This window comes from Sciscionella marina DSM 45152 (assembly GCF_000379465.1).
Classification (GTDB): Bacteria; Actinomycetota; Actinomycetes; order Mycobacteriales; family Pseudonocardiaceae; genus Sciscionella; species Sciscionella marina.
In genome coordinates, this window is record NZ_KB905393.1 from 79,254 (window position 1) to 94,624 (window position 15,371).

General features: G+C 64.9%; 13 protein-coding genes and 5 pseudogenes. 5 read left to right on the top strand and 13 right to left on the bottom strand.

The genetic code is table 11. The features are described from left to right. Positions 1 to 305 precede the first annotated feature (305 nt). The 6 genes from A37U_RS0121280 to A37U_RS0121305 are packed head-to-tail and all read right to left on the bottom strand — an operon-like array spanning position 306 to position 8,217. The gene (locus tag A37U_RS0121280; protein ID WP_020498703.1) at positions 306 to 1,688 is read right to left on the bottom strand and encodes an NtaA/DmoA family FMN-dependent monooxygenase; all 1,383 of its coding nucleotides are present in this window, start codon (positions 1,686 to 1,688) and stop codon (positions 306 to 308) included. Beyond that, positions 1,688 to 3,061 carry an LLM class flavin-dependent oxidoreductase gene (locus A37U_RS0121285; protein ID WP_020498704.1) on the bottom strand — a complete coding sequence of 458 codons (1,374 nt, stop codon included), beginning with the start codon at positions 3,059 to 3,061 and terminating at the stop codon, positions 1,688 to 1,690. The genes A37U_RS0121280 and A37U_RS0121285 overlap by 1 nt, the downstream gene beginning before the upstream one ends. Beyond that, positions 3,058 to 4,743, bottom strand: a complete 1,686-nt coding sequence (locus A37U_RS0121290) for a dipeptide ABC transporter ATP-binding protein (protein ID WP_020498705.1) — start codon at positions 4,741 to 4,743, stop codon at positions 3,058 to 3,060. Before A37U_RS0121290 ends, A37U_RS0121285 begins: the two co-directional genes overlap by 4 nt. Further along, complete coding sequence (locus A37U_RS52995) at positions 4,740 to 5,582, bottom strand: ABC transporter permease (RefSeq protein WP_020498706.1); 843 nt, start codon at positions 5,580 to 5,582, stop codon at positions 4,740 to 4,742. Before A37U_RS52995 ends, A37U_RS0121290 begins: the two co-directional genes overlap by 4 nt. Then, positions 5,579 to 6,556, bottom strand: coding sequence for an ABC transporter permease (locus A37U_RS0121300; RefSeq protein ID WP_020498707.1), 978 nt, complete (start codon positions 6,554 to 6,556; stop codon positions 5,579 to 5,581). Before A37U_RS0121300 ends, A37U_RS52995 begins: the two co-directional genes overlap by 4 nt. After that, positions 6,556 to 8,217: an ABC transporter substrate-binding protein gene (locus tag A37U_RS0121305; protein ID WP_040588328.1), complete on the bottom strand. Its 1,662-nt coding sequence runs from the start codon at positions 8,215 to 8,217 to the stop codon at positions 6,556 to 6,558. Before A37U_RS0121305 ends, A37U_RS0121300 begins: the two co-directional genes overlap by 1 nt. Before the next feature lie 443 nt (positions 8,218 to 8,660). Here A37U_RS0121305 and A37U_RS49865 point away from each other — a divergent pair, with 443 nt between their 5' ends. The 3 genes from A37U_RS49865 to A37U_RS0121320 are packed head-to-tail and all read left to right on the top strand — an operon-like array spanning position 8,661 to position 10,872. After that, positions 8,661 to 9,626: a thiolase family protein gene (locus tag A37U_RS49865; protein ID WP_205622981.1), complete on the top strand. Its 966-nt coding sequence runs from the start codon at positions 8,661 to 8,663 to the stop codon at positions 9,624 to 9,626. Then, positions 9,623 to 10,045 (top strand): Zn-ribbon domain-containing OB-fold protein, encoded by a 423-nt coding sequence (locus tag A37U_RS48440; RefSeq protein ID WP_020498710.1) that lies wholly within the window; start codon positions 9,623 to 9,625, stop codon positions 10,043 to 10,045. The genes A37U_RS49865 and A37U_RS48440 overlap by 4 nt, the downstream gene beginning before the upstream one ends. After that, entirely contained in the window at positions 10,042 to 10,872 is an 831-nt protein-coding gene (locus tag A37U_RS0121320) for an enoyl-CoA hydratase/isomerase family protein (protein WP_020498711.1), read from the top strand. Before A37U_RS48440 ends, A37U_RS0121320 begins: the two co-directional genes overlap by 4 nt. Before the next feature lie 41 nt (positions 10,873 to 10,913). Here the strand turns inward: A37U_RS0121320 and A37U_RS49870 are convergent. From A37U_RS49870 to A37U_RS53770, 5 genes and pseudogenes are all read right to left on the bottom strand, one after another. After that, positions 10,914 to 11,483: pseudogene (locus A37U_RS49870) on the bottom strand (IS701 family transposase); the annotation flags it as partial. Positions 11,484 to 11,627: 144 nt separating this feature from the next. After that, positions 11,628 to 12,344: a helix-turn-helix transcriptional regulator gene (locus A37U_RS0121330; protein ID WP_020498713.1), complete on the bottom strand. Its 717-nt coding sequence runs from the start codon at positions 12,342 to 12,344 to the stop codon at positions 11,628 to 11,630. Positions 12,345 to 12,384: 40 nt separating this feature from the next. After that, a complete protein-coding gene (locus A37U_RS0121335) occupies positions 12,385 to 12,783 on the bottom strand; it encodes a nuclear transport factor 2 family protein (RefSeq protein WP_020498714.1) in 399 nt (132 codons plus the stop codon). Between the two features lie 207 nt (positions 12,784 to 12,990). Beyond that, positions 12,991 to 13,172 (bottom strand): annotated as a pseudogene (locus A37U_RS49875) (IS256 family transposase); the annotation flags it as partial. 122 nt (positions 13,173 to 13,294) lie between these two features. Further along, complete coding sequence (locus A37U_RS53770) at positions 13,295 to 13,540, bottom strand: hypothetical protein (RefSeq protein WP_020498715.1); 246 nt, start codon at positions 13,538 to 13,540, stop codon at positions 13,295 to 13,297. Between the two features lie 36 nt (positions 13,541 to 13,576). Between A37U_RS53770 and A37U_RS54930 the strand changes: the two are divergent. Further along, positions 13,577 to 13,726, top strand: a pseudogene (locus A37U_RS54930) (IS630 family transposase); the annotation flags it as partial. Between the two features lie 45 nt (positions 13,727 to 13,771). Here the strand turns inward: A37U_RS54930 and A37U_RS49880 are convergent. Then, positions 13,772 to 14,744 (bottom strand): annotated as a pseudogene (locus A37U_RS49880) (IS3 family transposase). Here A37U_RS49880 and A37U_RS44545 point away from each other — a divergent pair. Next, positions 14,724 to 15,143 (top strand): transposase, encoded by a 420-nt coding sequence (locus A37U_RS44545; protein ID WP_276141981.1) that lies wholly within the window; start codon positions 14,724 to 14,726, stop codon positions 15,141 to 15,143. The pseudogene A37U_RS49880 and the gene A37U_RS44545 overlap by 21 nt on opposite strands. A 39-nt stretch (positions 15,144 to 15,182) precedes the next feature. On the opposite strand, the pseudogene A37U_RS49885 reads toward A37U_RS44545, so the two are convergent. Continuing rightward, a pseudogene (locus tag A37U_RS49885) lies at positions 15,183 to 15,371 on the bottom strand (IS256 family transposase); the annotation flags it as partial.

The following is a 15,371-nucleotide window of genomic DNA, read 5'->3' on the forward strand; positions in this document are numbered from 1 at the left end:
GGTGGGGTGCAGGCACACGAACATCCTCCTTGGGTCAGCGCCACGTCCCGGTATCGCGGCTTCAGATTTTGCCACGCGGCGATCAGCTCGGCGGTGTCCATATGCTTTTCGAGAGCGACAACGCGGTACTCGGTGCTCACGTGTCCCGAAATTCTTCGACGAACAGCTCATCGACCGTGCGGGGGCAAACGACAGCCCCTGCTCATGGTGGTAGCGCAGGTATGTCTCCAGGGCGTGGGCTTCGGTGCCTGTCGTGCTCGGAGACACTGCAGGCTCTCTGCGGACTGAGTCACCGGACGTGGCAGTCAGTCTGCGTTCAGCGGCTGGTTTCTGGCGCGATGAGTGTGCGGCAGTCGGGGTCCGGCGCCGAATAGCTTCTCCCGCAGCGTTCCCGGTTCGTATTCCTCTCGCATCAGCTTGCGCTTGCGCAACACGGGAACCACGTACTCGATGAACTCCTGGTACCAGCCCAGTGAGGTCACCGGAACGACGTTGAAGCCGTCGACCCCGGCCGTCGCCCAGCGTTCGATCTCGTCGGCGATCTGCTCGGGGGTGCCGGCGAACCGGCCGGGTAGCAGTGCCTTGTCGGTGAGAAAGCCTCGCCAGGTCACTGCGGAGGGATCCGGGTATTGTTCGGCGGCGGCACGCAGGTTCGACCGCACGTGGTCGGTGAATCTGGTCCTGGAGACGAGGTCGGAAAGCGGCGTTTCCGGGTCGATCGAGGGCAGGTCGATACCGGTGTTCCCGGCATAGAATCCCTGTAGGCCCTCGATACTGATGTTGTCCTGTAGGTACTGCTGCTTGCGTCTGGCCTCTTGTTCGGTGGAACCGATCACGGTGGACAGTTGCACGAGGGTCTTCACCGATCCACTCGCACGCCCTGCGGCGACGACTTCGGCGTCCAGTTTCGCGATATCGCGGCGGGCGGCCTCCGGTGTTCGCGAGGGCAGGAAGCTCACTTCGGCGTTGCGTGCCGCGAAGGCGATCCCCGCTGCCGAGTTGCCTGCTTGGAACAGTACGGGGGTCCGCTGTGGGGACGGTTCCACGATGTGCGGACCCTCGACCCGGTAGCGCGCACCGGTGTGGTCGATCCGGTGGATACGGGCCGGGTCGAAGAACGCTCCGCTTTCCGCGTCGTGCAGTACCGCACCGTCCTCCCAGGAAGACTCCCACAGCTTGAACGCGACCTCAGTATATTCTGCCGCCCATTCGTAACGTTCGTCGTGGCCGACGATGTCCTTGTAGCCGAAGTTGCGGAATCCGTTGGACAGATACGAGGTGACGATATTCCAGCCGACTCGTCCTTGCGTGAAATGGTCCAATGTGGACATCTTGCGTGCGAACGAGAACGGATGATCCTGGATGATGTTGCTGGTGACCACGAGCCCGAGATGCTCGGTCACCAGCCCGAGCGCGGAAACGATCGCCGAAGGATCATTGCCCGGGAACTGCGAACCGTTGCGGATGGTCGCGGTGCCATCGCCGTAGTCCAGGTCGTAGGTGCCGACCACGTCCGCGAGGAACAGCGTGTCGAACCGTGCCTGTTCGAGCAGCCGTGCCTCCTCGACCCAGGGGTGCAGGTCTTTGTACCCGAGCTGCACCCTGCCCTCCGGGGTACGCCAGTAACCGTGGCTGTGATGATTCGGTGTCAGGTGCACGAAGGCGTTGTAGATCAGCGGCCCGCGCATCAGACGGCGGCCGGTTCGCCGAGGGCGCGGCGGTAGGCGCGCGCGGGGTGGGTGTCCGGAAGCCGGTCACCGCCGCTGAGTTTACGCCGCGCGGTGCCGGTTTCCGTGACGGGACGGGCGAGTCCGCGCTGCACGAGCACGGGCATGACGTGCTCGATGAACTCGGCGTAACTGCCAGGCAGGGTGGCGTTGATGACATTCACCCCGTCGATCCCGGCGGCACGCCACGCGGTGAGCCGATCGGCGATCCGTTCGGGCGTGCCGACGACGCGGGTGTTGCGGCTCTGCAGCAGGCCGAGATCGCGCACCGTGGCCTCGCGGCCACGGACCGAGTCACGCACCCACTGCAGTGTGGACTGGGTCCCCTCGCCATGCACATCCTTGAGCGGGGTGTCGAGTTCGTAGCGCCCGAGGTCGATTCCGCCGAGGCCCCCGGACAGATGTGCGACCATTCCGTCGGCGTCCACGTACTCTTCCAGTTCCGCGTTCTTGCGGCGCGCCTCCTGCTCGGTACTACCGATGACGAACGAAAGGCCCTGAAAGAACTTCAGGTCGCGAGGGCCGCGTCCACTGCCCGCGACGAGTTCGCGGGTGTCGGCGATCAGCCGTTCGGCGATGTCCGTGCGCGGAGTCATGATGAACTGTGCCTCAGCGTTGCGCGCGGCGAACGCCCTTCCCGTCGGCGAGGAACCGGCCTGGAACAGTACCGGAGTCCGTTGCGGTGAAGGGGAAACCAAATGCGGACCCTCGACCCGGTAGCGTTCACCGATGTGGTCGATCTTGTGGATCTTCTCATACAATGCGTGCACTCCGGTCTTGTCCCCGACGAGCGCGTCGTCCTCCCAGGATCCCTCCCAAAGCTTATAAGTCACCTCGAGGTACTCGTCTGCCCATCGATACCGCTGCTCGTGCGGGGTGAGGTCGTCGAGGCCGAAATTGCGGTGCGCGTTGGCCAGGGCGCTGGTCACGATGTTCCACGCGATCCGGCCGTTCGACGCGTGGTCCAGTGTGGACAGTTGACGTGCCCAATTGAACGGGTGCTGCTGGAGTATCGAACTGGTCAGCGCGATACCGATGCGTTCGGTGGCGTAGGCGATGGCCGAGGCGATGACGGTCGGATCGTTGCTCGGGATCTGCAGCCCGGTCTCGGCATACTTGCGGAAATCGCCGCGGTAGTCGCCGTAGAGCCCGATGACATCGGCGAAGAAGATGAAATCGAAGCCGCCTCGTTCCAGGGTCTTCGCGAGCGAGACCCAGTGTTCGAGGTCATTGAACTCGTGCTGGCGGGCCTCGGGGTGGCGCCACAGCCCGTGCACGATGTGCGAGGTGGTGTTCATGACGAACGCCGAGAACCGCAATGGCGTTTCGGTCATCGCAGGACCTCCTGTTCCAGGCGCGGCAGGGCGCCGATGAGTTGCCGGGTGTAGGGATGCTCCGGGCGCAAGAAAATCTCGTCGGCCTCGCCTTGTTCGACGATGTGCCCGCCTTGCATGACCGCCACGCGGTCGCTGACGTGGTGCACCACGCCGAGATCGTGCGAGATGAACAGGTAGCTCACGCCGAAGTCCTGCTGCAGATCGGCGAGCAAGTCGAGCACCTGCGCCTGGATGGAGACATCCAGCGCGGAGACCGGTTCGTCGAGCACGATGGTCTTCGGGTCCGAAGCGAGCGCCCTGGCGATCGCGATCCGTTGCCGCTGTCCTCCGGAGAGCCGCAACGGCGGATTGGTGTGGGTGTCGGCGGGCAAGCCGACTCGGTCGAGGAGCTCACTCGCTCGGCGCCTGCGCCCTGCCCGCGTGCGGAACACCCGCATCGGGACGGCGTCGGCCACGATACGCAAACCGTCCCATCTGGGGTCGAAGGAGCTGAGCGGATCCTGGTACACGACGGAGATCGCCGAGCGCCTCGCGCGTCGCTCGCGAGCCGTTGCCGCCGACCACGGTTCGCCCTCGAGCAGGACTTCCCCGCTGTCCGGCCGCTCCAAGGCAAGCGCGATCCGCGCCGATGTCGTCTTCCCGGAACCGGATTCGCCCACGAGGCCGAGGGTTTCACCTCTGGCGATGGTGAACGACACGTCCCGCACCACCGTACGACGGCCGACTTCGGGATCGTGGAAGGATTTCACCAGATCGCGGGCTTCGAGCAACGGCACGGTTTCCGTAGCTGAGGGCGTGCGCACGGCCACCGATGCCGCACCCGGTGAGAGACGCCGTCCGCGTGAGTTCGCGGATGGGATCGCGTCCAGCAGGCGCCGGGTATAGTCGTGCTCCGGGGCGCGCAGAATCTTTTCTGTGGCACCGAATTCGACGATATGCCCGCCCTTGACCACGGCGACCTCGTCGGCGATCCGGTCGACCACGGCGAGGTCGTGGCTGACCAACAGCACCGAACTGCCCGCCGACTGGAGTTCGCCGAGCAGGTCCAGGATCGTCGCCTGGACGGTGACATCAAGCGCCGTCGTCGGTTCGTCCGCGATGATCAGCGCCGGATCCAGGGCGATGGCCGAGGCGATCAGGGCGCGCTGGCGCAGCCCGCCGGAGAGTTGGTGGGGGAGCTGGCGTACCAGTAGCTCCGGATCGGGCACCCCGACGCGAGCCAACACGTCCAGCGCGCGCGCCCGTCGCACCGGGCCACGACCGTAACGGTGTGTCCGGAGCACCTCATCGATCTCGCGGCCCGCCGTGCGCAGCGGGTCGAGACTGACCAGGGCATCCTGCAGCACGAACCCGACTTCCTCGCCGCGGATCCGGCGCCACTCGGCCTCGTCCAGCCCGCGCAGATCCTTGCCGAGCAGTTCGAACCGCCGTGCGGCGACGGTGGCGTGCGCGCCGGTCAGCCCGACGAGCGTGCGGGCAAGCACGCTCTTGCCGGAACCGGACTCTCCGACGATTGCGAGGCAGCGACCGCGTTCCAGCGAGAAGGACGCGCCGTGCACCACCTCACGATGTCCTTCGCGGGGCAGGTCGAAACCGACACACAGGTCCTCGACCCGCAGTACGGCCGACTGCCCATCGTGTGCCGGACGCTCGGTCTCAGCCTCGGTGGACGTGCTCATCCGGACTCCTTTCCGAAACGGCGCTGCATGGCCCGCCCGAGGGCGGTGAGGGCGAGCGCGACCAGGACGATCACCGCGCCGGGCAGCACCTCGACCCACCATGCGACGGTGACGTAGGTACGGCCATCGTTGAGCAGCGCGCCCCATTCCGCGGACGGCGGGGCGACGCCAAGACCGAGGAACGCCAACCCCGAGGCCCAGACGATCGCCTGCCCGATACCGAGGCTGCCGGCGACCACCAACGGGCGCAGCGCGTTCGGTAGGATGTGTCGCAGCAGCACCCTGGCCGGACTGTGTCCGGTCGCATGCGCGGCCTCTACATATTCCGAGCGTCGCACCGAAAGCACCTGTCCGCGCACGATGCGCGCGTACCCGGGCGCGTTCGCCACCCCGACAGCGATCACCAGCGTGCTGACGCCAGGGCCGAACACCGTGATCAGCAGGAGTGCCAGCACCAATACCGGGAACGCGAACAGCGTCTCGATCAACCGGTTCACGCCGCCGCCGAGCAACCGCCCGCCAAGCCCGGCGGCGACCCCGAGCACGACAGCGAGTGCGGCGGCCACGGCGGTGGCGCCGAGCCCGATCAGCAACGAGGCACCCGCGCCGGACACCACCCTGCTCAGCACGTCGCGACCGGATTGGTCGGTGCCAAAGGGATGGGCGAACGAAGGCGGCCGTAACGTCTCGCCGAGGTCGACGTGGAACGCGTCGTACGGGGCAAGCAGCGAGGGAAAGATCGCGGCGATGACGAAGAGCACGACCACCACCGCGGCGAGAACGGTCGGCGCCGGTATGCGTATGGTCCGGGCTGGCAAGGTGTTCGCGGCGGCGGTCATGACGTGGTGATCCTCGGGTCGATGCGGACATAAGCGAGGTCGACGAGCAGATTGGCGATGATGTACGTCGCCGCTATGACCAGCACGATGCCGCTGACCAGCGGGATGTCGCGGGTGATCGCGGCCTGGACGAGCACCTGCCCGATCCCCGGCCGCGCATATACTGTCTCCACGATCACCGCCCCGGAAAGCAGCGCACCGACCGCCCAGCCGGAAAGACTCACCGCGGGCAGCACGGAATGCCGCAGCACGTGCCCGGCTCGTACCTGCCGTTCGCGCAAACCCCTCGTGCGCGCGGTCACCACGAACGGTTGGCTGAGTGCGCGAGTGAATTCGTCGCGCATCAGTTGCGCGAGGAACCCGGCTATCGGGATGGCGAGTGTCAGCGCGGGAAGCACCAACCCGCGCGGTCCGAGGTCCCCCTCTGCGGGAAACCACTTGAGCGCAAGGGAGAACACGAGCAGTAACAGGATCCCGAGCCAGTATTGCGGCAGCGCGGCGGCGATCGTCTCGATCCCGGAACCGGTCGCCGAGCGGAACCGGCCCCGGCCCGCGGTGGCCAGCGTGACCGCGAGCGCGAGTACCCAAGCGATCAGCAGCGCGGCCAGCATCAGCGAGACCGTCGGCCAGAGCTGGCCGAGGATGATCTCCGTGGTGGGCCTGGCGAGCTGGTAGGAAGTGCCGAGATCTCCGTGCAGCAGCTGGCCGAGATAGCGCAGGTACTGCACCAGGATCGGCTGGTCGAATCCGTACTGCCTGTTGATGGGCGCGAGTTCGGCCGCGGTGCGGGTGCGTACCTCGCCGGAGACCTGATTGAGCAGCAGGGTGGCCCGATCACCGGGCATGAGGATCTGCACGAAGAAGATCAACGTCGCACAGGCCCACAGCACGATCACGGCCGAGACGGCCCTGCCGAGTATCCGCCGGGTGCGGGTTCCCCTCGCTCGCAAGGAGTGCTCCGCCACTGTCGTCATCACTGCCCTCCGGTGAAGTAAGCGTCGGAGAGCACGGGTTCACCCTGGGATTGCTCGATCCACACACCCTTGGTGTCAGGCGCGGAAGCCAGCGAGGTCGTCTGCGCGTAAAGCCCGATCGCCAGGGCATGATCGCTGATGTAGCGCTGCGCCGAGCTGTATGCCACCTGCCGCTGCGCCGGATCGGCCGCCGCGTTCCCGACAGCGATCATGCCTTCGAGCCGGCGACTGTTGTAGAACGCGATATTGGCGCTGTTCGGCCTATTCGCCAGATCCTGGCGCCAGGTAATGTACATGACCCCAGCAGTCGGGCTCGTCCAGTAGCCGGTCATGGCGTCGTAGGAAGTCCTGGTCGAATACTCCCCAGCGAAGTAGGCGCTCTGCGTGGCCGGGACGAGTTGCACATCCCAGCCGATCTCCTTCGCCTGGGATTGCAGATCCTGAAGCAGCGTCACGGTTTCCGGGGTCACGATCGACCCTGCCGGATAAACCACCTGCGCGGTGAGCCTGCTGCCGTCGCGGACCCGGTAGCCCTCGCCGTCCCGCGCCGTCCAACCAGCCTGATCAAGCAAGCGTGCCGCCAGGCGGGGCTGGTAGCTGTAAGTTCCGGCGAATCTCGGATCGTATCCTGGTGTGCTCTTGCTCAACGCGCCGTCGCCGTTGTACGGGTACGCGCCGTGAAAGGCACTGTCCACACCGGCTTTTCGGTCGAGCGAGTACGCGAAGGCCCGCCGCAGCCGCTCATCGGAGAACGGCGCTCGGGTGGCGTTCAGCGTCAGCGAGACCGCGCGTCCTGGGGTGATGTAACGCTGCACCGCGTAGCTCCGCTTCGCCGCGGCCCAGTCGACCGTCGGCACGTCGTAGATCACATCGGAGGCGCCGGTCTCCAGCGAGCCGTAGCGCAACGTCGGGTCCTTGAGGAACTTCCACACCATGGAACGCTGATACGCCGGCCCCTGGTGGCTCGCCGTGGACGGTGCGGAGTTGTAGTCGTCGTTCCTGGTGAACACCACATTCTGACCGCGATTCCACTGCCGCACGATCCATGCCCCGCTCCCGACCGGGTGCACACAGTTCGCCGATGCGCCGCGACGCATCGCGGCCGGGGACTGGATGCCGAAATAGCCCTGGGCCAGCACCGGAAGCAGCGGCTGGTACGGCTTGCGCAGGTCCAGCCGGAACGTCGTCGCGTCGATCGCCCTGGATCCCGCGTAGTACTCCTGCAGATACGCCTGGGCGGTGCTGTTCGCGCCCGCTCCGGTGAGAAGGGAATCGAAGTTGTACGCCACCGCGGCGGCATCGAGCTTCGTTCCATCGGTAAACCGGACACCGGGCTTGAGATGGAACGTCCAGCTGCGACCGTCCGGCGACTGGCTCCAGGACGTGGCCAGCCACGGTTTCACCGCACCATCCGCGGTTACCGTGACCAGCGAGTCGAGGAACTGCCGCATCAGATAGACCTGCTGAACCCAGCCCCCGATCAGGCAGCTCGGCTCCTGCTCGTGCCCGTACTCGAGCACCCCATCGACGACCTTACCGCCGACCACCCGTCCGCCATGCACAGTTGTGCCGCTCTCGGTTTGCCGCGGCGCCGCGCAGGCCGTCAGCCCGGAGGCAAGCAGCACCGCGAGGCTGGACGCGGCCGCTATTCTTCGTCTCATCGCACGTGGCACGGGAAAATCACTTTCCGGTGAAAGAGGAAAAGGGAAATAGTTCAGGAGCCACCCGCTTCGATCGCTCCGCATGCAAACCTGACTATAAAGAAGAGAGCGTATCCACAGGAAAAGTTTCAGATCATGGAACGGGTGGAAAACTACGTCGTAAATCGATTACCTCGGAGATGGAAGGGATTGTAGGACGAATATATCTCCCAGTACGCAGACGGTTTCCGTCCGTCAACGCACGGAGTTGCGTCGAAAACAAGTTCTTTCTGATTCAGAGCGTCCGGGAAACTGTCGACCATGCCAACGAGGCGGAATGCTCCGGCACCAAAAAAACGATATCTCGATACCGTCCTTCAGTGAAATTGTTGCGGAAATTTCGAATACGGACTCGGGACAGCAAACGACCAAAGGGATACTCGCGTCGAACTCGACCGAACTGCGTGCGTTCATCGCGGCGAACGCCGAGTACGCCGCGGAGTCCGCGCTGCTCGATAGTACCCGCACGAACAGATCGACCGGGCCTGCGAGGCGCGGCACGGCTCGTACCCATCTGGTGGAACGGGTATTCGGCGATCCGGCCCAAGCCTGGCGCGCGACCGACCAAACGGCGATTCTCGGCCGCGTTTTTCGAAACCGTCCGCAACTTCTACGCGCCCTATGGGCTGCGCTCAGCGCCGTGGTGGTATTCCCTCTACCTGCAGCGTTACGTCGACCTCTACGACATCCCACCCGAGACGGCCGGTGCGGTCGCGGTCGCCTGCCGTAAGCACGCTCAACTGAACAAGCGCGCGCTGATGCGCAACAGGCCGCTGACCATGGAAGACTACCTCGACTCGACGATGATCACCGGCCCGCTACGCAAGTTGGACTGCTGCGTCGAGACCGACTGCGCATCTGCGGTCGTGGTCACCTCCGTCGAGCGAGCCCGTGACCTGCCGCACCGTCCGGTGGTCTACCTCGGCGGCGCCGAAGGGCACTCAAATCCGGTCGACGAGCTGACCAATCGACCAAACGTGCTGCATCTGGGCCTGCATGCCGCCGCGCCACGAGCATTCGAGATGGCCGGTGTTAACGCCGCCGACATGGATTTTCTGCAGATCTACGACTGCTTCACCTATGTCGTGTTACTCCAGATTGAAGCTCTTGGCCTTGCCGCCCCCGGCGGCGCCGCCGACTTCGTCAAAGGCGGCACGATCGAACTCGGCGGCCGTTACCCGGTGAACACGCACGGCGGGTTGATGTCGCAAGGGCACTGCTGGGGCCTCAACCACGTCGTCGAGGCCACTCGTCAGTTGCGCCACACGGCCGGCGATTCCCAAGTGCCCAGCTGCGAGCTGGGGCTGGTCACCGGATACGGCGACCTCGGCGACGGCTCGATCGCCATTCTCGCGAGAGGGGAAGCATGAACGCGAACAAGGTCATCCCGGAACCCGACGACCTGAACCTGGAGCTGTTTCAGGCCATCGTCTCGAGCGGGCACTTGTGTATACAGAAGTGCAGAAACTGCGGCCACTACAGCCACCCGCCGCGGATGTACTGTCCCCGCTGCTTCTCCGGCGACTACAGCTACGAACGAGTCAGCGGTACCGGCACCGTCTACTCCTACACGCTCTCGCAACACTCAGCAGAACCGGCCTGGAAGGACGAGCTACCGTTCCTCACCGTGGTCGTCGAGCTCGACCAAGGACCACGAGTCGTCGGCGCCGCCAAGATCGACGAACCCACGGCCGTGCGATTAGGACAGCGGGTCCGCGTCGTTCCCGAGACTCGCACCGACGATTTCGCCTACCTGACCGTGGTGTTCGAAAGCGAGCAGGCCTCATGACGGAGAAGACCGATACGGCGCAGACACCCGTGCTGTTCTCGATTAACGAGGGCATAGCCGAGGTGACCCTCAACCGCCCCGACAAGATGAACGCGCTGACCCCGGAAATGCTGGTGCGCTTGGACCGGGCCTGGCACGAGATCCAGGAAGACCAATCGGTTCGGGTGGCGGTGCTCAGCGGCGCCGGGACGCGAGCCTTCAGCGCAGGTGCCGACCTCAGCCGACTCACCCCGCTGCAGACGCGCGCGCGCTCGGCAGAGGACGAGTGGGACGAAGCACTACTCGCCGATCCGCTGCTGCTGAACCGCGCACTGCTACGAGACATCGGCATCACGATCCCAGTGATCGCCGCGATGCGAGGAGCCGTGGTGGGAGGCGGGATGGAACTCATGCTTGCCTGCGACCTGCGAATCGGAGGGGAGTCATGCCAGTTCGGGCTGCTGGAAGTGCGCCGTGGCCTTATACCCGCCGCTGGCGGAATCGCGCGCGTATCACGACAAATCGCCCAAGCCAGGGCTGCCGAGATCCTGCTGGTGGGAGACAAGATCAACGCCGACCAGGCGCTATCATTCGACCTGATCAACCAAGTCGTCCCCGACGACGACGTCCTGACCAGAGCACATGCACTTGCGACGCGGATGGCCGAGAATGGCCCACTCGCCATGCGCAAGGCCAAGCAGGTCATGCTCGAAAGTTCAGGCCGCCCGATCCTTGAGGCGTTCGCCAAAGAAGACGATGCAATCAAGGAAGTCCTACGCTCAAAAGACGCCCGCGAAGGATCGAAAGCGTTCATGGAGAAGCGGGCACCGAGCTTCACGGGTGAATGACCTCGTCGTCCAGCTGATGGCGCTGTTGCAGAGTTGGGATGTTCGTCTCCGGTCATCCACGGCACCTCGGTCCCGGCGTCCAGGGCGCGGGTGATCATCTCGGTGGCCAGGGTGGGTTTCGTCGCGAATGCGACGTTCTCGCCGATCCCGGCGGCGGCACAGCGATCCGGGGCATCGGTCCAGGACTTCGGCAAGTACAGGGCTCGGTCCACAAACGCATGACCCGCGCTGGTGGCATACGTCAAATAGACGCCGACCTGCGCGTTCTTGATCCGACCCGCAGTGCCGGTGTAGTGCCGTTGCACCCCCACCGTCTGGGTGCCCTTCTTCAGATCGCCGGTCTCGTCCATGATCAGCACCGCCTGGTCGTTGCCCAGGTGGTCCACCACATAGCCGCGCAGGTCGTCACGGACAGCGTCGGCATCCCAGACCGCACGGGCCAGCAGATGCTGCAGACCATCCGGGCTCGCGTCGCCGGCATGCTCGGCGATGGTCCAACAATTCTTCCTCGGCAGCTCCGACACCAAGCCCAGCAACAACTTCCCCGCATGTCGGCGCGGCTCGACCCGCGCGAAACGGTCCGCGATCCGGCCGGTCATCTCATCGAACATCGCCTGCCACCGGGCAGGGCTTATGCTGGCACCCGCGGCCGCCAGCCGACCAGGATTGGTCCACACAACCCGTCATGATCAACTGGCGGCCGTGCCCATCAGCAACGCCCCTCACCAGACCGGTCACGAAGTCCGGCTGCAGTACTAGGCGAGTCGTCGTGTCGACCACCGGGCAAGGTCTGTCTCGAGGAGCGCCGGGTCTCGGGCTGGTGGCACTTCGTCGAGTATCTCGAGGTGGGTGATTCGCTCTATGCGGAAGCCGCGGATTGCACTACGAAGCCGACACCAACCTATAAGCAACCAGGCGTCGTCCGCGCGAAGAAGACCCATCGTCTCGACGTCGCGGACGGTGTTGGTGGTACGTTCCGGGCTGCCGTCCTTGTTCTCGCCCAAGTAGGTGATCCGCAGCACACGCCGAGCAGCGATCACGTCCGAAAGCATCCCGAGCGACACGGCACCATCCGTTTGCGCGACGGCGTCAATGACGTGCATTGTTCGGAGAATTTGCTGTACGGGACCGCGATGTTCTTCGTTCATGACGGCGGTGATCTTGGCGCGTGCGCGACGGGCAGCCCCCTGGTATGGCGATGACTCAAGCAGGGCGAGTCCGGCAAGTATCGCTAGCGACTCGGCGGCGGACAGGTTTAGCGGTGGCAGCGAGTACTCGCGGAGGATCGAGTAGCCGCCCGTTGCTCCGTGGTCCGCGTAGATGGGAACACCAGCGAGTTGCAGCGATCCGATGTCGCGTTCAATGGTGCGAGAGGACACCCCAAGCTCGCCCGCGAGCCGAGCGGCGGACCACGGTCGTCGCGCTCCCCGGAGTATGTCGACGAGCGCGTACTGCCGCTCGGCTCGCTTCATAGCCTCATTTTGTCAGACGCGGTCAAGATGAAGTCGCGGGTCAGCTCCGCATGCTCCGTTGTCCGCCGACGGACCAGACCCGGCAGACACGGCCGTCTTCCGCGAAGTCGAAGACGTCGACGCCACCGGCGTGGACGTCGCCCGCCTGGATGTCCCAGAGCAGCCGGCCATGGTCGCCGTCGATTGCGTCGGCGACGCTCGTGAAAACGACGTCGGGGTTCTGCTCGTGCCACCAGTGGAGATACTGTGCAAAGTCCTCCGCAGTGCGGATGTCGTCCGCGGGGGTCGACCCGTCGGGCTCCGTTACAGCGAAATGGATTCGGAAGTCTTCAGCGCAGATCTGTCGTGCGATGTCGCCGTCGGTGTTCCACATTGTCAGCCACAGGTCGAGCGAGTCTCGGGCAGTAGAGATGGTTGGGGGGTTTGCGTGTTCGGTCATGCATCTATCCTCGGGTGCCGCCGCGACAACTGTGTGTCGGTGTTCTTCGGATTGCTGTGCCGCTTGCGGTCGCAGGACCTCGGTATTGGTGTGTGATCTGGACGAGGTGCGCTTAACCCGTGGCGCCCGAAAGCCCGGTCTCGAGCTGAGCACAGCATGAAGCGCGTCTGTCGTACCGCCCGAGACGCTATGAGTTCCGTGCTGAGTTCAGGCGGCGTCCTGGGTGTCGGTCGTCGGGGTGTGGGATTCGGCGGGTTTGCCTTTGGTGAAGGTGGCGCCGACGCGCACGAGTGCGACGAGGTGGGGTGCGTTGACCGCTCGCCATTCGATTGTGCGGCCTCGATCAGTTTGTAGGCCATCGCCAGACCGGCCGCGCGTGATCCGGGACCTACACCGTCCCCCTGATGTTCCATCGCAGCAGGTTCCACGACGGCACGGTCCTCGAAACCATGGGTTGATGTCGCGGGACTCGTCTGGAGCTTTCCGCGGTCACTGCCGAGGGCATTTCCGATCACCGCCGGCAACGCCCGGATCCGGGGATCCACGAACGGCCCTTTCGCCTCTGCTCATACCGCGACGGCGCATGCGGGGTCCGCGCCTTCTTTACTGCCGTGGCGGCGTCGACTGCACTGTCCACTTCGGGCACGGTCGCCTCGGGCAGCTCGGCGATCACCTCGCCGGTCGCGGCATCGCGGGTGGCGAAGGTTTCGCCGCTTCCGCTGGTCCACTTGCCGCCGATGAATATTTCAGTACGCACGCTGGAGCCTCCTTTGGGTGCCGTAGGTCGGCTCCTCGCCACGGCACTTCGAGCCTGTTCGCGGCGTTCAACATCGCCGATGGCGCCGTCATCTCCGAACTACACCGTCGCCACCGCGCCAGTGAGTTCCGCAAGTTCCTCGTCGCCATCGACAAAGCCGTGCCCAACGAGCTGGATGTGCACTTGTGGCCGGACCCTGTGAACTGGTCCACCTAGTCTGAGAGTCGATCTTCATCGGTGGGTGCAGGCCGCAGTATAGACGGCTGGGGGCTGGTAGCCGAGCGCTGAGTGGCGTCGGCGGTGGTTGTAGTCCTTTTTCCGGTCGCTGATCACGACGCGGGCCTGGGCGAGGGGGCCAGAACATGTTGATGTTCAGGCATTCGTCGCGGACGCGGCTGTTGAACGACTCGACGTAGCCGTTGCGCCAGGGCTGGCCGGGTGGGATGAAGTGCAGGCCCACTTGTTCGCCGGCCCAGTCGGCCATCGCAGCACAGGCCAGTTCGGGTCCGTTGTCGCAGCGCAGCACGGCCGGATAGCCACGGTCAGCGGCCAGGCGGTCGAGCTCGTCGGTCAGGTCGTCGCTGGTGATGTTGCGCTCGACCAGCCCTCCGAGGCACTCCCTCGTGTGTTCGTCCACAATGGACACGATCTTGACGGGGCGGCCGTCGGTGGTGGCGTCGAACCAGAAATCGACCGCCCACACCCGGTTCGGGGCGTCGGCGACCGACAGGTTCGGCGCCGTGGTGGCACCGAGGCGTTTCCGGTGTCGGCGCCCGGGCACGCGTAGGCCTTCAGCGCGCCACAGGCGCTGGATCTTCTTGTGGTTGACGTTCCACCCCTCGGCGCGGGCGTCGTGGTACGCAGGACGGAATCCGCGCCGCGGATGGGTCTTGGCCCACGGCCGCCCGCCGGCGCTCCGGGCTTAGAAGTTTCCCTCCGCGATCTCCTTCAGCACCGCCTTCTGCAGCTCGGCGTCGGCCAGCAGCCGCTTGAGCGTGGCATTCTCCCGCTCCAGGTCCTTCAGCCGCTTGGCATCGTCGGCCTTCATCCCGCCGAACTGGTTACGCCACCGGTAGTAAGTCTGCTCCGAGACCTGCAGCTCACGGCACACGTCAGCGACGTCCTTGCCCTCATTGAGCAACCGATCCGCGGTCGCCAGCTTGCGCACGACCTGCTCCGGCGTGTGCTTCTTCCTCGTAGCCATCGTGAATTCGAGCCTTCCTGCCCACAGCATGGGCCGCAAGCCCCTCAAACAAGGTGGATCGATCAACCGGGGTCACGCCACCTGGTCTGCGACAACCTCACCATCCACAAGACCCCGGCGATCAATACCTGGTTGGCTAAACACCCACGCTTCCACGTGCACTTCACCCCGACCGGCTCCTTCTGGATCAACCAGGTCGAACGCTGGTTCGGCTACCTCACCAACCAGCTCATCCGCCGCGGCGTCCACAAAAGCGTTACCGCACTCGAAAAAGACGTCCGCGAATGGATCACCACTTGGAACCACGACCCGAAACCCTTCGTCCGGACCAAGACAGCCGAGGAGATTCTCAACTCCCTATCCAAATATATGACGATGATTTCCGGTGCAGGACACTAGTGGGGCCTGTAACAGGTTCGGTGTTTTCGGCGTTGGTGGTTAGTACTTCTCGGCGGCCGGCCAGCGGTCACCGAACGTGTTCGCGAACGCGTTCAATGCGGGTTTCCACCGCATGGTCCACCGAGCCTGTCCCTTGCCCGTCGGATCGAGCGACCTCGTGACCAGATACAGACACTTTAACGCAGCCTGCTCCGTGGGGAAGTGACCTCGTGCCCGCACGGCCTTACG

What these genes read in the sequence shown, in the direction of transcription:
- A37U_RS52995 (WP_020498706.1), bottom strand. Translation starts at nt 5,582, where the DNA reads ATGACCGCCGCCGCGAACACCTTGCCAGCCCGGACCATACGCATACCG.
- A37U_RS0121320 (WP_020498711.1), top strand. Translation starts at nt 10,042, where the DNA reads ATGACGGAGAAGACCGATACGGCGCAGACACCCGTGCTGTTCTCGATT.
- A37U_RS0121305 (WP_040588328.1), bottom strand. Translation starts at nt 8,217, where the DNA reads ATGAGACGAAGAATAGCGGCCGCGTCCAGCCTCGCGGTGCTGCTTGCC.
- A37U_RS0121300 (WP_020498707.1), bottom strand. Translation starts at nt 6,556, where the DNA reads ATGACGACAGTGGCGGAGCACTCCTTGCGAGCGAGGGGAACCCGCACC.
- A37U_RS0121290 (WP_020498705.1), bottom strand. Translation starts at nt 4,743, where the DNA reads ATGAGCACGTCCACCGAGGCTGAGACCGAGCGTCCGGCACACGATGGG.
- A37U_RS0121285 (WP_020498704.1), bottom strand. Translation starts at nt 3,061, where the DNA reads ATGACCGAAACGCCATTGCGGTTCTCGGCGTTCGTCATGAACACCACC.
- A37U_RS0121280 (WP_020498703.1), bottom strand. Translation starts at nt 1,688, where the DNA reads ATGCGCGGGCCGCTGATCTACAACGCCTTCGTGCACCTGACACCGAAT.
- A37U_RS0121335 (WP_020498714.1), bottom strand. Translation starts at nt 12,783, where the DNA reads ATGACCGAACACGCAAACCCCCCAACCATCTCTACTGCCCGAGACTCG.
- A37U_RS0121330 (WP_020498713.1), bottom strand. Translation starts at nt 12,344, where the DNA reads ATGAAGCGAGCCGAGCGGCAGTACGCGCTCGTCGACATACTCCGGGGA.
- A37U_RS48440 (WP_020498710.1), top strand. Translation starts at nt 9,623, where the DNA reads ATGAACGCGAACAAGGTCATCCCGGAACCCGACGACCTGAACCTGGAG.